Below are 17,339 nucleotides of genomic sequence, written 5' to 3' on the forward strand. Positions count from 1 at the left end.
GCAGTCGATGGCATCCACTAGGAAGTGGTTCGAGACCGTTGCCGAAGCCAGGGAGCGGGCGCGCAAGCGCTTGCCGAAGTCGGTGTATTTGGCTCTCTTGGCGGGCTCGGAACGTCGAACCACACTCGACGACAATGTCGAGGCTTTCGCCGAGCTCGGGTTTCGCCCGCGGATCGCGGACCTCCCTGCCACGCGGAGCCAGGGCACGACGGTGCTGGGACAGGACGTGTCGTTGCCGGTGATCTTGTCGCCGACCGGGGTGCAGGCCGTGCACCCCGAGGGTGAGATCGCCGTCGCCAAGGCGGCTGCGGCTTCCGGCACTGCCGTGGGGCTGTCGTCCTTCGCCAGCAAGCCGATCGAGGACGTGGTCGCGGCCAACCCGAAGACATTCTTCCAGGCCTATTGGCTCGGGAGCCGGGAGTCGATCCAGCGCCGCCTGGACCGCGCCAAGCGCGCGGGGGCGAAAGGCCTCATGGTGACGTTGGATTGGACGTTCGCCACCGCCCGGGACTGGGGGAGCCCGCCGTTGCCCGAGCGGGTCGGCATCAAGACGATGCTGAAGTTCGCGCCCCAGGTTCTGACCCGGCCCGGCTGGTTGATGCAGTACCTGCGCAGTGCCAGCCTGCCCGACCTGACGACGCCGAATCTGGTTGACCCGGGGGAGACGGGCCCGACCTTCTTCGGTGCCTATGGGGAATGGATGCAGACGACGCCTCCGAGTTGGGAGGATCTGGCGTGGCTGCGTGAGCAGTGGGACGGGCCGTTCCTGCTCAAGGGGATCACGCATCCCGATGATGCGCGGCGTGCCGTGGACATCGGAGCCAGCGCGATCTCGGTGTCCAACCACGGCGGCAACAACCTCGACAGCACTCCGGCGACCATCCGGGTGCTGCCCAGTGTCGTCGATGCCGTCGGCGACCAGATCGAGGTGCTGTTCGACGGCGGTGTTCGGCGGGGCAGCGACGTCGTCAAAGCTCTCGCGATGGGCGCCCGCGCCGTGATGATCGGCCGCGCCTACCTGTGGGGAATGGCCGCGGGAGGCGAGCGGGGCGTGCACAACGTCATCGAGGTCCTGCGCGGCGGGATCGACTCCGCGCTGCTCGGGCTGGCCAAGTCCTCGGTGCACGATGTGGATCGCGCCGATCTCGTCATCCCCGACGGCTTCACCCGTGGGATGCGATGAGCCATGGGGGAAACCACGAGTAGCTGTTGTCACCGGTGCCGCAAGCGGAATCGGCGCGGCCACCGTTCGGCGGCTGTCGTCGGCGGGGTGGCGTGTGGTGGCCGTTGACCGTTGCGCCGACGACAATCGGGTTTCATACCCTCTGGCCACCCGGGAGGAGTTGGCCGCGCTCGTCGAGGAGTTTCCCGGTGCCGTCGCGGATGTCGTGGCCGATGTGCAGGACCGAACCACTCTCGCCGACGCAGTCGCGGTTGCCGAATACCGGTTTGGTGGGGTGGACGCGGCGGTCGCCGCGGCGGCGGTCATGGCCGGCGGGCAAATGTTATGGGAAGAAGACCATGACGAGTGGCATGCCTTGTTCCCGGTCTGCGTCGACGAGGTGGCCAACCTCGGAAAGGTGCGGTGCACCTGCCCTGATCGTGTGCGGAGACCGGGGCCGGGAACGGTACCGGCTTTCCTGGCCGCCGAGTTCGGGGCAGTGCAGGCGTTCGGTGTCGTCCGGGGCCAGGAAGGCGGCGGTGAGCTGCTCGTGCACCGTCGACTCGACCACGGCAGGAGGGAGGCCTTGCGTCTCGCGACCCCGGCGGTCGTGTCAGTCGAGGCGGCCGGCGTCCGGCCGCGGCGGGCAGCGCTGCCGGAGGTGAGGGCGGCTCGCCGCAGGGAGATCGCCGTCGTGGACGCCCCTTCCGCGGACGAGGCCCCGGCGAGGGTGCTCTCCCGCGACCCGCTCCGCCCGCGGACGCACGCGCTCGCGCCGCCCGCCGGCACGAGACCACGGGAACGCCTCGCGCAGCTGACCGGCGCGTCCACCAGCGCCCCGGCTCGCGTGGTGGGGCGGATGCCGGCATCGGAGGCGGTGGACGAACTCGGCTACCTCCGGGAGCGTGCATGCCACCCAGAGGGGAGTCGGCCATGAGCCTGCTGCTGGCCGAGCAGGCTTGGCCGGACCTGGAGGGCCGCCGCCCGCTCGTCATCGTACCGTTCGGGTCCTGCGAGCAGCACGGACCGCATCTTCCGCTCGACACCGACAGCTCGATCGCGACCGCGGTCGCGTGGAAGGGGGTGCGAGAACTGGCCGACGGCACCGATGTGCTGCTCGCCCCGACCCAGCACTACACCGCCAGCGGTGAGCACGAGGGGTTTCCCGGAACGGTCTCCATCGGCTGCGACGCGCTGCACCTGCTGGTGGTCGAACTGGGCCGGTCCCTGTCGGGGTGGTGCGGGCGCGTGCTGATCGTCAACGGCCACGGCGGCAACAACGCGGTGCTGGCGAAGGCCGTCGCGCAACTGCGCGACGAGCGGCGCGAGGTGGCGTGGTGGCCGTGTGCGGTCCAGGGTGGCGATGCCCATGCCGGGAGAACGGAAACCTCGATGATGATGGCGCTCAGACCGCTGTCCGTGCGCGAGGACCGCGCGAGAGCGGGACGCACCGAGCCGGTCAGGAAGCTCATGGGCGAACTGGAGCGGAACTCCGTCCGAGCGGTCAGCCCCAACGGAGTGCTGGGAGATCCGGGCGGCGCGTCGGCCGCCGCAGGGGAACGGCTGCTCAACAGGATGGCCGCTGAGCTGTGCACCGCCGTCCATTCATGGAACGTCCGGGCAGGACGTCTGCTCCGAACGAGAACCGAGGTGAGGTCATGACCGCACAGCCGACCGCCGTGATCACCGGTGCGGCACGCGGCATCGGCGCCGCGGTCGTTCGGCGGCTCCGTGCCGATGGTTGGAACGTCGTCGCTGTCGACCTCTGCGACGACGACCCGGCCGTGCCATACCCGCTGGGTACCGCCGACGAACTGCGGACGCTGGCCGAGGACGGCGACGGAATCACCGTGCTGACTGGCGATGTCCGCGAGCGCGCGGTCCTCGACACCGCCGTCCAGCAGGCACTCGATCAGCACGGCAGGCTGGACGCCGCCATCGGTGCCGCAGCCGTGATCCTGGGCGGCCGACCACTGTGGGAGACCACCGACGAGCAGTGGGACACGCTGTTCGACATCGACGTGCGCGGCTTGCTGAACCTGGCCCGGGCAGCGGTGCCCGCCATGCTTCCCGCGCGGCAGGGCAGGTTCGTGGCGCTCGCTTCCGCCGCGGCGCATCACGGGCTGTGGCACTTGGGTGCCTACTGCGCCGCCAAACACGCGGTGCTCGGTCTGGTGCGCGGTATGGCCGCCGACCTGAAGGGGTCCGGGGTCAGCGCGGTCGCAGTGTCCCCGGGCTCTACTCGCACCGACATGCTTCGAGCGACGGCTGCCCTCTACCAACTCGACGACGTGCAGTCGCTCGGCGCGCACCAGCTGGTCGACAGGCTGTTGGAACCCGAGGAGGTGGCAGCGGCGGTGGCATGGGCGAGTTCGCCGGACGCGAGCGCGTTCAACGGGACCGTGCTGCACGCGGATGGAGGCTTCACCGGATGAACGCCGCGCTGCCGAGAGGTTTCGGCGTCGAACTGGACAGGTCGGCCCGCCTGTCCCGCAATGGCAGGCTCGTGTTCGGGGGAAGCCCCGGCCGCCTGCTGCGGCTGCACCCGCGAGCCGCCGAACTGGTCAAGGCCGGCTCGTTCACGGTCCGGGATCCGGCGTCGGCGGCGCTGGCCCGCGCGCTGCTCGACGTCGGCGTCGTCCATCCTCGGCCAGCGGCCGACGAGGAGCGATCGGTCGCCATCGTGGTTCCGGTGCGTGACCGCCAGGACATGCTGGCACGGCTACTGCACGCTGTCCGGTCGGATCCCCGCACCGCCGGGGTGCCGATCGTCGTCGTCGACGACGGGTCCCGCGATGCCGGTGCGACCCGTGCGGTGGCCGCAGAGCATGGCGCCGAGGTCATCCGCCACGACCGCAGCCAGGGGCCTGCGTCCGCCCGCAACGCCGGCTTTCACGCGACGACCCAGGAATTCGTCGCGTTCTGCGACTCCGATGTCGTGCCGGAGCACGGCTGGCTCCCGCCTCTGCTGGCGCAGTTCGATGACCCCGGGGTGGGACTCGCAGCGCCGCGAGTGGTAGCGCTGCCCCAGCAGCGACCGACCCGAATCGGCTCGTTCGAGCAGACATGCTCCGCCCTGGACCTGGGACCGGACGAAGCACCGATCATCCCCATGTCCAAAGTGGCCTACGTGCCCAGCGCCGCGATCGTGCTGCGACGTGCCGCCGCACCGGAAGGCTTCGACGAACAGCTCCAGGTGGCCGAGGACGTCGACCTGTGCATGCGCCTGCACGAGAAGGGGTGGCGCCTCCGGTACGTGCCCACCGCGCAGGTGGCGCATGACCACCGCACCGCACTCCTTCCCTGGGCGGCGCGGCGCGCCTTCTACGGTTCGGGTGCGGCGGCGCTGGCCGCCCGCCATCCCGGGCAGGTGCCGCCGATGCATGTGACGGCGTGGTCACTGCTCGCCGTGTGCCTGGCTCTGACCGGCAAGCCCGCCGCTGTAGCCTCGGCGACCGGACTGGCGGCCATCGCCGGAACGCGCCTGGCACGCCGGATGCCGGACGCGGACACCCCGGTTCGCGCAGCCGGCTTGCTAACCCTGGCAGGCCTGTACTCCACGGCGCTCCAGCTGTTGCGGGCCGGTGTACGTCACCACTGGCCGATCGGGCTCGCCTTGGTGATGAAAAGCCGCCGAGCGCGATGGCTGCTCCTTGGAATGTCTACTGTAGACGGATTGGTGGAGTGGAAGAAGAAGGCATCGGAGCTCGATCCCGTCACGTTCGTCGTCCTGCGCCGGATCGACGATCTCGCCTACGGAGCCGGCGTGTGGTGGGGTTCGGTCGAGCACCGGACAATGGCGGCGCTCGTTCCCAAGATCACCGGTGGACTACGCGAAGTGTGTCATGCCGTCGTGGCGGGTGCGCGATTTTCACGATGACGACCTCGACCAGGCGATCCACATCTGGGATCAGAGCAGGGAGGGTGGAGAGCCGGTCTTCTCGGCCGCCGAGGTGATCTCGATCGCTCGGGCGGGTCACCCGGCGATGGTGGCGGTCGTGGGTCAGGACGTGGTCGGTATGGCGGCGGCCAAGGTGGAGGGTGAGCGCGCCTGGCTGGCGATGTTCGCCCTCGACGCGCGGTGGCGCAACCGCGGCATCGGCAGCGCGTTGCTGGGCGAGTTGGAGAAGAAGCTGCGCGGCCATGGGGTGCATCGCAGCCCAGAGGTGCCGCACGCTCGGGCAGAGGTAGCGCAGCCTGGCCAGGAGGTTCCGGGCGGCGATGCGGTCCTGGACCTCAGCGCTGGTCGAGTAGGTGTTGGGTCCCACCGTGGTGTTCCCAGGCAGCCCGGCGTCGGCAGCAAAGGTTCGACCACAGCCCACTGAGCGTCGGTCGTATCCGACGGATAACGCCGCGACCTGTGCGAAGGGCGGTGCGTGGTGGCCAGCAGACAGCACTGTCGACCGCGCGCGAACAGGGCCGACGAACTCGGGCACGATGGCACCCGGGACTCCTCGGTAGGACGGTTGACTAGACACCACCCGATCTACCAGGAGTCCCTTCCCATCTCCGCAACGCCCCGACGACCAAGACCAGTTCAGGAACAGGCTCTTGTCCACGATGGACGGGATGCTGCGGGCGTGGGCCTGGTGCTCGGTCAGGTAGGCCCGCAGGCCGTCCGTACCGGCGGCGCGGACGCCGTCGGGGGTCTGAAACCCCGTCAGCAGGATCAGCGCCGAGCGGGTGGAGAAGTCGAAGGCCCGCTCCAGCGAGGGGAAAATGCTCGCGAGCAGTTCGCGGATCCGGTTGACACCCCGGCCCCAGTCGGCCATGAGGTCCTCACGCCGAGCGGTGAGAATCCGCAGGTCGGGTGCGATGTCGTTCGGGCTGGCCACCGGAGTCAGGTCCCCGCGCAGCCGGGCGGTTTCGGCGATGGTGCGGGCGTCCTTGGCGTCGGTCTTGCCCTCGCCGGCGAACGCTCCGGCCATCCGGTTGACCAGCCTGCCGGGCGCATACACCACCGGCCGCCCGGTAGCCAAAAGCAGCGTGATCAGCAGACCTGCGGAGCCGGAGGTCATGTCCACCGCCCACACCACCCCGTCGGCCTTCTTGCCGATGCGAGCGATCAACGCCTCGATCGCGGCCTGACTGTTGATGACCTTCTGACCGAACACGACCTTGCCGGTCTCATCCACCACACACGCGGTCGTTCCGGTCGATTTGCAGCTGGCGGGTTGGCCTGAAGCACCAGTAACCGCGCTGGAGGGGCAAAAATGCCCGGCTCGAAGAATGGCAGGTCGACTACGACTACCACCGTCCCCGAGGTCGACTCGACGTCGAAACCGCAGAGGACGCGGGTCGAGATCATCGGTCGGCCGCATGATGGAGTACCTGAAGCACGACGGCTCCGCGTTGTTCGCCCGCCCTGGCCTCCGGTGAGCGGGAGACCAGGGGCGATGTGTCCTGAGTGGTTCAGCGCGCGGTCCGGTCGATCCAGTCCCGTAGGCGGTGGCGTCGGTGTAGATCGACGCGGCCGCGCCGCAGACCGGGACGGCCGCGCCGAGCCGGCGCGCTGCTGTTGCGTAGTCGGCTCTCAGGAAACTCCACACCGTTCCTTCGTGATGACGCCCCGGGGGACCAGCTGTAAGCTGCCACAGGACCGCGACGAACTGCACCGCCGTTTGCATGGAGGTTGTGCGCCAGCGGCTGGCGATGTTTGTACAACGGCAACCAGCGCGGCTTCCCGAAGGCCGGGAGCGACCGTGCGCCTGCGGTACCGAGTCAGTCGCGCCCTCCGCTGCGTTCGGGGTCTGCCCAGGGTTTGGTTGACACCTGACGTGTGAGGCTTTGGCCTCACCTGGAAGGATGCCGCCGTGCCCAAGCCTTACCGAGTTCACGGACGAGCGGGAAGACTAGGGTGCCGACCGCGGTGACGTGCGGGGTGCTGGGCATCTCCAGGCAGGCCTACTGCCAATGGTGTGCTGATCCGGTATCGCAACGCGACTGGGACGACGCTCACCTGCTCAACGCCGCGCTCGACATCCACGCCCACGGCGTCGTGCTGGAAGCAATGCCCGGCTTCCATCCACTTCGTGGGCTCCCCGTCGGAGGCCGCGCGGAACTCCTCCGCAGCCTGGTAGCGGTTCGACCTCCAGGCACTGGCGGGTCGAGTTGAGTACTCGGCTGAAAGGGTGCGACTGCTTTCTCCACGGCGAAAACTTCTCTCCCCGGTGGCACACCGGTACCTGATCTGACGGTGCATCCACTGCTGTCCCACAGGTGGCCGAACGCGGGTTCGATGACCCTCGCGGTGCGGCGGCCGCGGCCCAGGGTGCGATGTCGCCCAGGGTTCGGGGGCTGCGGTGTCCTGCGCGCCTGCACGGCGAGCGGTACCGGACTTCCGCCTCTGCACCGGTCCGGGCTTGAATCGGAGGCTGGAGACGGAACGAAGGCGTGAAGGAGGGGTGACCGTGCCGACGGCGAACGCTCCGCTCTTCGAGCACGCGGTGCAGACGGCGAGTGCGTGGGTGCACGACGTCGGCCGCGAGTTCGACACCGACGACCGCCACTTCGCCTATCGGGTCCTGCGTACGTGGTTGCAGACGTTGCGCGACCGGCTGCCGGTGGAGACCGCCGCGCATTTCGCCGCACAGCTGCCCGAGCTGCTGCGGGGCGTTTACTACGAGGGCTGGAACCCCAGTGCGGTCCCGGAGAAGTACGACGCGCAGGAGTACGTCTCCCGTTTCGCGGTGTCGGCGAACATCTCGGTGCAGGACGTGCACCGGGCCGCTCCCGCGGTCACGGCAGTCGCCCTCCGGCACCTATCGCCGGGACAGGTGGACAAGGTGCTCGATCGGCTTCCGGAGGAAATTCGCGCGCTGCTGAGCCCGGCGGCCTAGCCCGTCGGTTCGCTGGATTGGAGAGCGGTCGCAATGGTGGCTCGGTCACGAGCGTCCTCGGATGTTCCGGTCAGCGTGCAAGTCACCGATGAGCCGATCATAGGTATCGCTGACTATGCCGAGGAACGAGTCCGTTCCGTTTTTCGTTTCGCCCACGAGCCCGTGTTGTACGCGCGGGTGCGCGTGTCGCGCCATCGGGACCCCGCGGCCTCTCCGCGCGCGGTGGCGCAAGCCAGCCTCGACGTCAACGGAAGGCCGGTGCGAGCACAGGTTCGCGCGGCCACTTCGGAGGAAGCGATCGACCGGCTGCACGATCGCCTTCAGCACGTCCTGGAGCGGGTCGCCCGGCATTGGGAAGCGCGGCGGGGCCGGATGGGGTCGAGGCAACCTCATGAATGGCGCCACGGTGACCAGCCGGCGCGCCGCCCCCCGTACTTCCCGCGCCCGGTCGAGGAGAGCCAGGTGATCCGCCACAAGACCTTCGCCCTCGCGCGATGCGGTGTGGACGACGCCGAGTTCGACATGGACGTCATGGACTACGACTTCCACCTGTTCACCGAAGTGGGCACCGGTCAGGACAGCGTCTTGTACCGCACGCCGAGCGGTTTTCGGCTCGCCCAAGTCGAACCGGACCCCGGCCACCTTGCCGAGCACGCGTTGCCGGTTACCGTCAGCGAACAGCGCGCGCCTGTGCTCAGCACAGCCGAAGCTGTTGAGCGGATGGGAGCCATGGACCTTCCGTTTCTCTTCTACCTGGACGGCGAACGTGGCAGAGGGGCCCTGCTCTACCGCCGTTACGACGGGCACTACGGACTGATCACGCCTTCGGCGTAACAAGGGGATTTCACGACACCCGCGGAGGTGAGGGCCGAGGCCGCGCTGCCGGCAACGTGCGAATACGGACAGCGCACGGCGAAAGGTGATGGCGGTACGGCAGAACAGTGCTCAGCATTGGTCCAACGACCTTTCCGCACGCCCACGCAACTGGGCCCGTGGCGGCGGTTGTGGTCACGACCGACGCTTGTTGGGTGCGCAGGAGCAGCGATGCGATGAAATTCCAACTCGTAGCGGGAACGGCCAACCGTCCCCTCGCCGCAGCCATCGCGGATGCGTCAGGTGCCCACATGGCCGGAAGTTCGATCGAGCGATTTCCTGACGGCGAGCTTCGGCCGGTGCTGGACACCGGCCGCGGCGCGGACGTCTACGTGGTTCAGCCCACCGGCCCCCGGTCAACGAGCACCTGGTGGAACTCCTGCTGCTCCTCGACGCGTGCCGACGTGCGGATGCAGCACGGGTCACCGCGGTGGTGCCGTACTTCGGTTACGCACGCCAGGATCGGCGCAACCGGGCGGGCGAGTCGCTGGGTTCCCGGGTGGTCGCCGATGCGATAGCAGGTGCGGGGGCGGATCGGCTGATCGTCGTGGACCCGCACACGAAGTCGCTCGAGGCCATGTGCCCCATACCGGTTGAGGTGCTTACCGCAGTGCCGGAACTGGCGGCCGCGGGAAAGCGGGGGCTCGGCGAAGTGGTGGTCGTGGCACCGGATCTCGGTGCGGTGAAGTTGGCGGAGCATTGCGCCGCGCCATTGCGGGCGCCGGTCGCCGTGGTCCGCAAAACGCGGCAAACCGGATCGACCGTCCGTGCCGAGGAACTGGTGGGCGATGTCGAGTCGAAGCCGGTGCTGATCGTGGACGACATGATCAGCACTGGTGGCACCATCGAGGCGGCGGCGCACGTGCTGCTGGAACACGGTGCGCTGTCCGGCATCACCGTGGTCGCCGCGCACGGCCTCCTGGTCGATCCCGCCGCAGACAGGCTTGCCGCACTACCGCTGCGCAGCCTGTTCGTCACCGACAGCCTGGCTCAGCGCGCGTCTGCCGCTTTCCCGCTGGAGGTGCATTCCATTGCGCCTCTGCTCGCCGACGCCATCGGGCGACTGCATCAGAACCTGAGTGTGGACGACCTCCTCGCTCGAAGCTGAAGTGGTCGCTGGATGCACCTCGAAGCCATGCCGGAGGGCCTCCTGGCTCCGAGGTCGGGTGCTCGCCGCGTCTACTACTTGATCTCGATCTTTGCCGAGCTGGGACTCCCCGGCCTCGCGCACCGAACGTGCATTCGATGTTCTCGGGGTCGACCTGGCCGGGGAGTATGGTCCGGAAGGGGAACTTTCCGCTGCGCCGGGTTTGCCGGTGCACCACGCCGGTGCATCCCCGTGTGGTGTTCCTGATACAAGTGGTGGGCTGCCGACCAGGGCGTATAAGCATCGGGCGTACGAGGTGCGGCGTCGCAATCGGGTGCCGGCGTATGCGAATCTCGGCATAGTCAGTGCTCCGCCCTGCGGGCTCAGTTGACCACGGTGACGGGGCAGGGAGCGTGGTGCCGGACCCCGGAGGCCACCGCACTGCCGGCTTCGGCCAGCTCTCGGACCGGATGGCCGCGCCGCACTTCTGCGCGGACCCTGATCCACGGGTACTCCCCGGCCCACTCGGTGAGCTTCCCGCCGAGGTTGTGCAGTGCTTCATCGTGCCAGCGCTTCCAGCCGATGTGGATGATGGACTCTTCAGTCCAGGGGTATTCCGCACGGATGCGCGCAGGACGAGCACTGCCAGCACATCGGCGTGGTGCAGGGTCGCGGTGTCGAGTGCGAACCGCAGGGCGGCACCGCTGTGCTGGGAGTCGTCGACACCGGCGATTCTGGCCGCGGGGACCGGTGACGAGCAGCTGTGCCTCACCCGGGCGGCGGATGAGCTCGTCAGCGGGACGGCCATGGTGGAGGTGCCGACGGCACTGGGCGGCGACGTCGTGCAGCCGGCGCTGGAGACCGACATCCTGAGCGGGGTCGTTGTTTATCACCACGAGTTGCGCGCGCGGCGCAGTGTGGCTTCCGCAGCGGCAAGAGACGCCGGTGATTCGTCCACCCGACGAGCACGGGCCTGCTAGATGTTGCCATGTTCCACCTCGTTCGCTTGATGGCGCGGAGCGTTCGCTCCCGTCCGAAGCGTTGTGGTCGTGTTGGCCGGGGCGAAAAGCCGTTGCGCCGATGTCCCGTCGGACCGGGTACGACGTTGCCAGCGGACGCCCCCGTGCGCAGGCCCAGCGGTCGGCCGGTAACGCGGTGCGAATGAGGAAAGTGACGTTGGACCGGTGCGTGCGCGGCGCCTGTGGGTGAGCATCGGGCTGAATCGGAGGAAGTGGTGGAGTATGCCTTTCGCAGATCGGACAGATGCCGGGCGGCGGCTGGCCCGGCAATTGAGTCATCTGCAGGACGAGGACGTGGTGGTGCTCGGGTTGCCGCGTGGTGGCGTTCCGGTCGCTTTCGAGGTGGCCCGGGCGCTGGACGCACCGCTGGACGTGATCGTGGTTCGCAAGCTCGGTGTCCCCTTCCACCCTGAGCTGGGGATGGGCGCGATCGGGGAGGGCGATGTCCGGGTCATCAACGACGAGGTGGTGCGGCGAACCGGCGTGCGGCCCGACGAGCTGGCCGAGGTCGAGCGACGCGAGCGCATCGAATTGGACCGGCGGGCACAGCGGTTCCGGAGAGGCCGGCTGCGGGAGGAGCTTCCGGGGCGGACGGCGATCGTCGTCGACGACGGGATCGCGACCGGCTCGACCGCGGCGGTGGCCTGCCGCGTGGCCCGAGCGCAGGGCGCGACGCGGGTGGTGCTGGCCGTACCGGTGGCCCCGCCCAGTGCTCTGGCGGGCCTGCGGAACGCCGTGGACGAACTGGTGTGCTTGGAAACGCCCGAGGTGTTCTGGGCGATCGGTGAGTGGTATGCGGACTTCGCCCAGACTTCGGACGCGGAAGTCGTGGATTTGCTCGACAGGGCGCCGCGCGGGCGCATCCCGCGCTCCCCCACAACGCGTGCCACCGACCCCGACGTCTTGCTGCGGGACGAGGAGGTCGAGCTCGCGACCGGTGTGGTGCGCCTGGCTGGTCATCTGAGCGTTCCCGAGCGGTCCGAGGGGATCGTGGTGTTCGCACACGGCAGTGGGAGTAGCAGGCACAGCCCCCGCAACCGCTATGTGGCCATCAAGCTCAACCGGGCCGGGTTGGGGACGCTGCTGTTCGACTTGCTCGCCGGTACCGAGGAGTTCGACCGCAGGAACGTCTTCGACATCGAACTGCTGGCCTCGCGGCTGGTGGAAGTGACAAGGTGGTTGCACACCCAGCCCGAGGCCCAGCACCGCGGTGTCGGCTACTTCGGCGCGAGCACCGGTGCCGCGGCGGCACTGTGGGCGGCCGCGGAGGCACCGGATCTGGTGAAGGCCGTGGTGTCCCGCGGTGGCAGGCCGGATCTCGCGGCTGACCGGCTGGCCGAGGTGCGAACGCCGACTCTGCTGATCGTGGGCGGCCGGGACGACGCGGTGCTCGGACTGAACCGGCAAGCCCAGGCCCGGTTGCGGTGCGAGAGCCGGCTGGCGGTCGTGCCGGGCGCGACTCATCTGTTCGAGGAGGAGGGTGCTCTGGACCAAGTCGCGGAGCTGGCCCGAGCCTGGTTCACCGATCACCTCATGGCGGTCGGGCGCGGAGCCTGATGGCTGGATCTTGCCGTCGTCGGCATCGGCGCGCTCGAACTTCGGATGACGGCGCCTGCTGGGCACGGCTTCGGGACTTGCTGAGCTGTGCTCCCGAGGAGCAGCACAGCTTGCCGATGGAGGCGTTGCAGGCCGCACTGGCCGAGCGGAGCTGCCCGTCACGTTTCCTGGGGCCGCGCGAGCCGTCCGCTACGGTCACCGCAGTGCGAAGGGTAGGCCTGGACCGTGGCGTGCTGGTCCAGGCCCTTCGGCTCGGACGCGCTCGCTGAACACTGCTTCCAACGCTGATGCGCGGGCTGGGATGGGCGAGTATCCGCGCGGCCCGCGCACATTCCCGGCCGGAACTCGTTGGACGAAGCGGCTGGCCTTGTGCTCAGCGCGGCACCCGCAGGGGCGGGAATCCCCTCGGCACTGAGGCGTGACCCGGGTCGGCTCATGAGCCTGGGGCGTCGAGCAGGGCGGTGTTGAGCTGTGGTGGCTGCGGGCCGTAGGCGTTGGCGCGTGCGTTGCGCGCGCGGACGCCCGGCAGGGCCGTGAGGAGCTTGAGCAGCGGGGGTGGGCTCATGGGTAGGCCGGTGCGGAGGGCACGGGCCGCGCGTCGCTCGATGGCGACCTGCTGGGCTTGAACCTGTTTGATCGCGGGTTCGCGGTCGGCCTGCACGCTGGCCAGGTCGGTGTCGGTGACGGTTCCTCGGCGCAAGAGGGGAACGAGCCGGTTCGCGGCGGCTACGGCGTCCTGGATCGCCATGAGGATTCCGTTGCCGCCCACGGGTGAGATGACGTGGGCGGCGTCGCCGAGCAGCAGCAGTCCCGGTCGGTGCCACGTCGTGACGCGGGCGATGTCGACCGGCAGCAGCGTGATCTGCGAGAAGCTCTCCAGCAGGTGGATGCGGTCGGCCAGCCAGGGCACGTGGCGGGCGACGAAGGTGCGGATCGGGTCGACGCCGGCTTGCCTGGCGGCCGCGTAGCCGCCCTTGGGCAGGGAGTAGCCGACCTGCCAGCCCGATGGACCGCCGAGCAGGCCCACGTAGTGTTCGCGCCCGAAGTACAGGTCGACATCGGCTTCGGGCGGGTCGTCGGGGCGCCGGGGCAGGCGGAACCACAGCAGGTCGCTCGAGGCGCCGAGGGAATGGGCGGAGAGACCGGCCAGGCGGCGTACCTTCGAGAACCGTCCATCGGCGCCGACGACCAGGGTCGCCGGGCGGTCGTGCTCGCCGTGCTCGTCGCGGTAGCGCACGCCGGCGATCCGGCCGTTGTCGTCGTGGAGCAGGCCGGTGACCTTGGCGCCCAAGCGCAGTGTGAAGGCCGGTAGGAGTGATGCCTCTTCGGCGAGGAAGTCCAGGAATTGGGCTTGGGGCATCAGGGCGACGTAGTTGAACCGGGTTCGCAGCTTCCCGTAGTCGGTCGTGGTGATCGTGGTGGTGGGGGTGTGGAAGCGGAAGTAGCGCGCGGGGAAGTGCGGTAGCTCCAGCAGTGTGTCGGCCAGCCCGAGAGCGTCCAGCAGTTCCAGGGTGTAGGGGTGCAGCGAGTCGCCCCGGAAGTCGCGGTCGAAATCGCGGTGTGCCTCGAAGAGCGTGACCGGGACGCCGCAGCGGGCCAGGAGGTAGGCGAGCAGCATGCCGCCGGGTCCGCCTCCGGCCACCGCGCAGGAGGCGGGAGAGTGAGCCTGACGCTCTTTCTGGCTGGTCACCGCTCGCGCTGCCCAGCGCTGGTGGCTTGCGAACCGTCGTCGTTGGCGACCGGGTGCGGTCCGAAGTGCACCACGACTCCTATGGGGGTACGGCGTGGGATGCCGCTGAAGCGCCAGGACACCTCGAGAACACGCGAACCGCGCTCGCTATGCAGTTCCTTTCCGACGTGGCCACCGCGATGCAACCGTTCGCCACGAGGTCGTCGTCGGGGGCCGACGGCTGAAAGGCGAGCCGGTACGGTGTTCATCCTCCCTCCAACGGTTGGTAGCTATGCGCAGGGTCTGGGAGCGGCCACTTCGACCTGGCGCGTGCCTGGAGTGGCCAATGCCAGCGCGCGGGCGACGTCGCGGGCCGGCGGGTCGCCGACCGGACCCGTGAGCACGACGCGACCATCGCACACCGACACCTGCCAGTCCTCGAATCCTCCATAGCGATCGAGGTTGCGGCGGACGTCGATCTGGATCAGCACGTCGTCGCGTGCGAGATCGCGCATGAGGTCGCGCCGGGTCACGATGCCCACGACCACTCGGTCCTCGGTGACCGGGACGCTGCGCAGGTTGTGCTCGAGCATGGTGGCGGCGATCTCGGCGCAGTCCGTCCTGGGGCCCGCGGTGTGGACGGACCTGGTCATGATCTGGGATACGAGGGTGGGCGGTGGTGCACTGGGCACGGGGCTGCGGTGACCGGTCTCGTGCCTGGTGTCGCTGCGAGGATCCGGGGGAATAGCGTCCCGGATCAGGTCGGCTTCGGTGACGATGCCGACGAGCAGCCTGCTGTCCGCGTCGACCACGGGCAGCGACGTGAAGCCGTGTTCGGCCAGTATCCCGGCGGCTTTCTTGATCGAGTCGAAGTCGCGGACGGTGACGACCGGCCGTGACATGAGGTCTCCGGCTTGCATCGTTCCTCCGGTCTCCATGCCTGGCACTTGGGTCCGCAGGCAGGCCTGGGGTCCATTGTCGTTGCCCGTCACTCGCGTGCAACGCCACCGCGTTGAGAAGGGCCGTCCTGTGCCCGGTCGCCGCCGGGCGTCTGGTGAACGACGACGACCGGGCACGGGGCGTGGTGGACGCAGTGCCGGCTCACCGACCCCAGCAGTGCTTCGGCGAACCCGCCGTGCCCGCGGTGTCCCACCACCAGCAGGTCCGCGTCCTGCGCCTCGTCGAGCAGTGCGCGCGCCGCGTGATCTCGCACCACCTTCCGTTCCACAGGGACGCGCGTGGCGAGCAGAGCACGGGTTTCATCGACAGTCTTCGTCAGTTCCCGTTTCGCGTTGGCGGCTATGTCGTCCTCCTGCATCGGCAGCGTCAAGTCGATGAGCGCCGGCCATCCGCACGCGATCACAGCTGTGATGCGTGCATCGCTCAGCTCGGCGTACCGCAGCGCCCAGCGCAGCGCGGCGCGTGAGCCGGGCGACCCGTCCACGCCGACGACGACCCGCGGTTTGTCCTCGATCATCGGTTCCCCTCATTCATCAGCAGTCGCCGTCCCGCAAGGGCGGTGGCGGCACCGTCGGCCGGGCCACGGCTGCGTTCACCGTTCACAGGCCGGAGCTCAGGGCAGTCTGGTGAGGTATTCGACCGAGGATTTGATCGTGGTCAGCTGGTCGTAGTCGTCTTCGTCGATGCGCACTCCCGCCGCGTCGCCGAGCTGCTCGACGAAGGTGAGGAAGTCCAGCGAGTCCAGTTCCAGGGCATCGCGGATGTTCTCGCCCTCGTCGACGGAGTCGAGGTCGGCTCCGGGCATGGCTTTGAGCAAGGCGTCGCGCACGAGCTCCCGAGCGTGTCCGGTGGTGATTCGCCGGGGCATCACAACTCCTCCGGTCGTTGCAGGACCGCGTCGACGGTGTTCAAGAAACGAGCGCCCGTGGCGCCGTCGGATGCTCGGTGGTCGCCGGACAGCGTTGCCGTGACCACGGGGCGGATCCCGATCAGCTCCCCGACTGCCCAGGGCCTGCGCATGACGGCGCCGAAGCCGACAAGTCCGACCTGCGGCGGGTAGATCACCCCCTGCACCGACTCGACGCCGAGTTCGCCGAGGTTCGTCACCGTGATCGTCGCCGTCGTGGTGTCCGAGGACCGCAACCGCGCGGCGCGGGCGCGGGCGACCACGTCGCGGAGCCGGTGCATCAGCTCGCTGAGCGGGAGCTGGTCGGCGTCGGCGAGGGTGGGGGTGAGCAGTCCGCCACCGTGCAGGGACACCGCGACGCCGAGGTGCACCGAGTCGCTGGGAACCAGGCGGTCGTCAACCCAGTGGCCGTTGAGCTCGGGCACGCCACGGGCTGCCAGAGCAGCGGCCTTGAGCAGCAGGGCGGCCGGCACGAGGCGTTCGGTGACGGGGACGTGCCGGTTGTGCTCGTGCAGCCACTCGACGGCTCTGCCGACGTCGATGGTGCTGGTCAGGTAGTAGTGCGGGATTTCGCGCTTGGATTTGGCCATGAGGGCGGCGATGGCGCGCCGCATGGATTCCGGGCGTCCTTCGGCCGTGGCAGGCGCCGGGGTGGCCTCGGCGGGGCGCTGCGTTGCCCGGTGGACGTCGCGCGCGTGGACCGCGCCGTCCGGGCCGGACCCCGTCAGCCGCTCGGGTTCGACACCGAGTTCGGTGGCCAGCCGCCGGGCGTAGGGCGATACCGGTCGCCGCGATGGCGTGGGCGGTGCCGGGGACGGGCTCGGCACCGGCTGCGCGGCTGTGCGTGCGGCTGCCTCGACGTCGGCTCGGGTGATCGCCCCCGCGCGTCCGGTGCCGTGGAGCGTCGTGAGGTCGACACCTGTCCGCGCGGCCAGCTTGCGCACGGGGGGCGAGACGGTCGGGACCGCGCGATGAGCCTTGGCCACGGGAGCGGGTTGCGGAGGCGGGGGAGCGGCGGGAGCTCCTCGGGCTCGAGGGGTGATGACCGCGAGCGGAGTGCCCACCGGGACGATGCTGCCGGGGTCGACCAGGAGGCGGTCTACGACTCCCGTTTCGAAGCACTCCACGTCGATGGTCGACTTGTTGGTGTCCACCGCCGCGATGATGTCGCCTTTGTTGATGGTGTCCCCGGGGCGTACCAGCCATTCGACCAGGGTTCCCTGGTCCATGTCGGCGCCGAGGGAAGGCATCCGGAACTCGGCCATG

At 69.2% G+C, this 17,339-nt stretch carries 15 protein-coding genes and 4 pseudogenes; 12 read left to right on the forward strand and 7 right to left on the reverse strand.

Features of this window, described 5'->3' with window-relative positions; translation table 11 throughout:
- Positions 1-7: 7 nt before the first annotated feature.
- The 6 genes from mftD to SACE_RS39110 all read left to right on the forward strand — a co-directional run bounded on the left by mftD (position 8) and on the right by SACE_RS39110 (position 5,487).
- Positions 8-1,183 (forward strand): pre-mycofactocin synthase MftD, encoded by a 1,176-nt coding sequence (mftD, locus tag SACE_RS11655; RefSeq protein ID WP_009947184.1) that lies wholly within the window; start codon positions 8-10, stop codon positions 1,181-1,183.
- Positions 1,170-2,099, forward strand: coding sequence for an SDR family NAD(P)-dependent oxidoreductase (locus SACE_RS37165; RefSeq protein WP_048817719.1), 930 nt, complete (start codon positions 1,170-1,172; stop codon positions 2,097-2,099). Before mftD ends, SACE_RS37165 begins: the two co-directional genes overlap by 14 nt.
- Positions 2,096-2,824, forward strand: coding sequence for a mycofactocin biosynthesis peptidyl-dipeptidase MftE (mftE, locus tag SACE_RS11670; RefSeq protein ID WP_009947182.1), 729 nt, complete (start codon positions 2,096-2,098; stop codon positions 2,822-2,824). The genes SACE_RS37165 and mftE overlap by 4 nt, the downstream gene beginning before the upstream one ends.
- A complete protein-coding gene (locus tag SACE_RS11675; RefSeq protein WP_009947180.1) occupies positions 2,821-3,597 on the forward strand; it encodes a mycofactocin-coupled SDR family oxidoreductase in 777 nt (258 codons plus the stop codon). The genes mftE and SACE_RS11675 overlap by 4 nt, the downstream gene beginning before the upstream one ends.
- The gene (mftF, locus tag SACE_RS11680) at positions 3,594-5,042 is read left to right on the forward strand and encodes a mycofactocin biosynthesis glycosyltransferase MftF (RefSeq protein WP_009947178.1); all 1,449 of its coding nucleotides are present in this window, start codon (positions 3,594-3,596) and stop codon (positions 5,040-5,042) included. The genes SACE_RS11675 and mftF overlap by 4 nt, the downstream gene beginning before the upstream one ends.
- 139 nt (positions 5,043-5,181) lie before the next feature.
- Positions 5,182-5,487, forward strand: a complete 306-nt coding sequence (locus SACE_RS39110) for a GNAT family N-acetyltransferase (protein WP_231850052.1) — start codon at positions 5,182-5,184, stop codon at positions 5,485-5,487.
- On the opposite strand, the pseudogene SACE_RS40080 reads toward SACE_RS39110, so the two are convergent.
- Positions 5,430-5,552 (reverse strand): annotated as a pseudogene (locus SACE_RS40080) (transposase); the annotation flags it as partial. The gene SACE_RS39110 and the pseudogene SACE_RS40080 sit on opposite strands and share 58 nt — an antisense overlap.
- Before the next feature lie 154 nt (positions 5,553-5,706).
- Positions 5,707-6,306, reverse strand: a pseudogene (locus SACE_RS40380) (IS110 family transposase); the annotation flags it as partial.
- Positions 6,307-7,019: 713 nt separating this feature from the next.
- On the opposite strand from SACE_RS40380, the pseudogene SACE_RS39120 reads away from it, so the two are divergent.
- The 6 genes and pseudogenes from SACE_RS39120 to SACE_RS11715 all read left to right on the forward strand — a co-directional run.
- A pseudogene (locus SACE_RS39120) lies at positions 7,020-7,151 on the forward strand (IS3 family transposase); the annotation flags it as partial.
- Positions 7,152-7,572: 421 nt separating this feature from the next.
- Positions 7,573-8,001 (forward strand): DUF2267 domain-containing protein, encoded by a 429-nt coding sequence (locus SACE_RS11695; RefSeq protein WP_011873668.1) that lies wholly within the window; start codon positions 7,573-7,575, stop codon positions 7,999-8,001.
- Between the two features lie 75 nt (positions 8,002-8,076).
- On the forward strand, positions 8,077-8,835 hold the full coding sequence (locus tag SACE_RS11700) for a ribosome hibernation promotion factor (RefSeq protein ID WP_009947175.1): 759 nt from the start codon (positions 8,077-8,079) through the stop codon (positions 8,833-8,835).
- Positions 8,836-9,050: 215 nt separating this feature from the next.
- Positions 9,051-9,982, forward strand: a pseudogene (locus tag SACE_RS11705) (ribose-phosphate diphosphokinase).
- Positions 9,983-10,635: 653 nt separating this feature from the next.
- Entirely contained in the window at positions 10,636-10,941 is a 306-nt protein-coding gene (locus SACE_RS11710; RefSeq protein WP_009947170.1) for a hypothetical protein, read from the forward strand.
- A gap of 261 nt (positions 10,942-11,202) precedes the next feature.
- Positions 11,203-12,537, forward strand: a complete 1,335-nt coding sequence (locus tag SACE_RS11715; RefSeq protein ID WP_011873671.1) for an alpha/beta fold hydrolase — start codon at positions 11,203-11,205, stop codon at positions 12,535-12,537.
- A 433-nt stretch (positions 12,538-12,970) separates the two neighbouring features.
- On the opposite strand, the gene SACE_RS11720 is transcribed toward SACE_RS11715, so the two are convergent.
- The 5 genes from SACE_RS11720 to SACE_RS11740 form a co-directional block, all read right to left on the reverse strand.
- Positions 12,971-14,179, reverse strand: coding sequence for an FAD-dependent oxidoreductase (locus tag SACE_RS11720; protein WP_029621674.1), 1,209 nt, complete (start codon positions 14,177-14,179; stop codon positions 12,971-12,973).
- Positions 14,180-14,496: 317 nt separating this feature from the next.
- Positions 14,497-15,108 carry a CBS domain-containing protein gene (locus SACE_RS11725; protein ID WP_009947166.1) on the reverse strand — a complete coding sequence of 204 codons (612 nt, stop codon included), beginning with the start codon at positions 15,106-15,108 and terminating at the stop codon, positions 14,497-14,499.
- 86 nt (positions 15,109-15,194) lie between these two features.
- The gene (locus SACE_RS11730) at positions 15,195-15,683 is read right to left on the reverse strand and encodes a universal stress protein (RefSeq protein ID WP_009947165.1); all 489 of its coding nucleotides are present in this window, start codon (positions 15,681-15,683) and stop codon (positions 15,195-15,197) included.
- Between the two features lie 96 nt (positions 15,684-15,779).
- Positions 15,780-16,034, reverse strand: a complete 255-nt coding sequence (locus SACE_RS11735; RefSeq protein ID WP_009947164.1) for an acyl carrier protein — start codon at positions 16,032-16,034, stop codon at positions 15,780-15,782.
- Positions 16,034-17,338 carry a dihydrolipoamide acetyltransferase family protein gene (locus SACE_RS11740; protein ID WP_009947163.1) on the reverse strand — a complete coding sequence of 435 codons (1,305 nt, stop codon included), beginning with the start codon at positions 17,336-17,338 and terminating at the stop codon, positions 16,034-16,036. Before SACE_RS11740 ends, SACE_RS11735 begins: the two co-directional genes overlap by 1 nt.
- Position 17,339 lies beyond the last annotated feature (1 nt).

Origin of the sequence: Saccharopolyspora erythraea NRRL 2338 (genome assembly GCF_000062885.1) — a bacterium.
Classification (GTDB): domain Bacteria; phylum Actinomycetota; class Actinomycetes; order Mycobacteriales; family Pseudonocardiaceae; genus Saccharopolyspora_D; species Saccharopolyspora_D erythraea.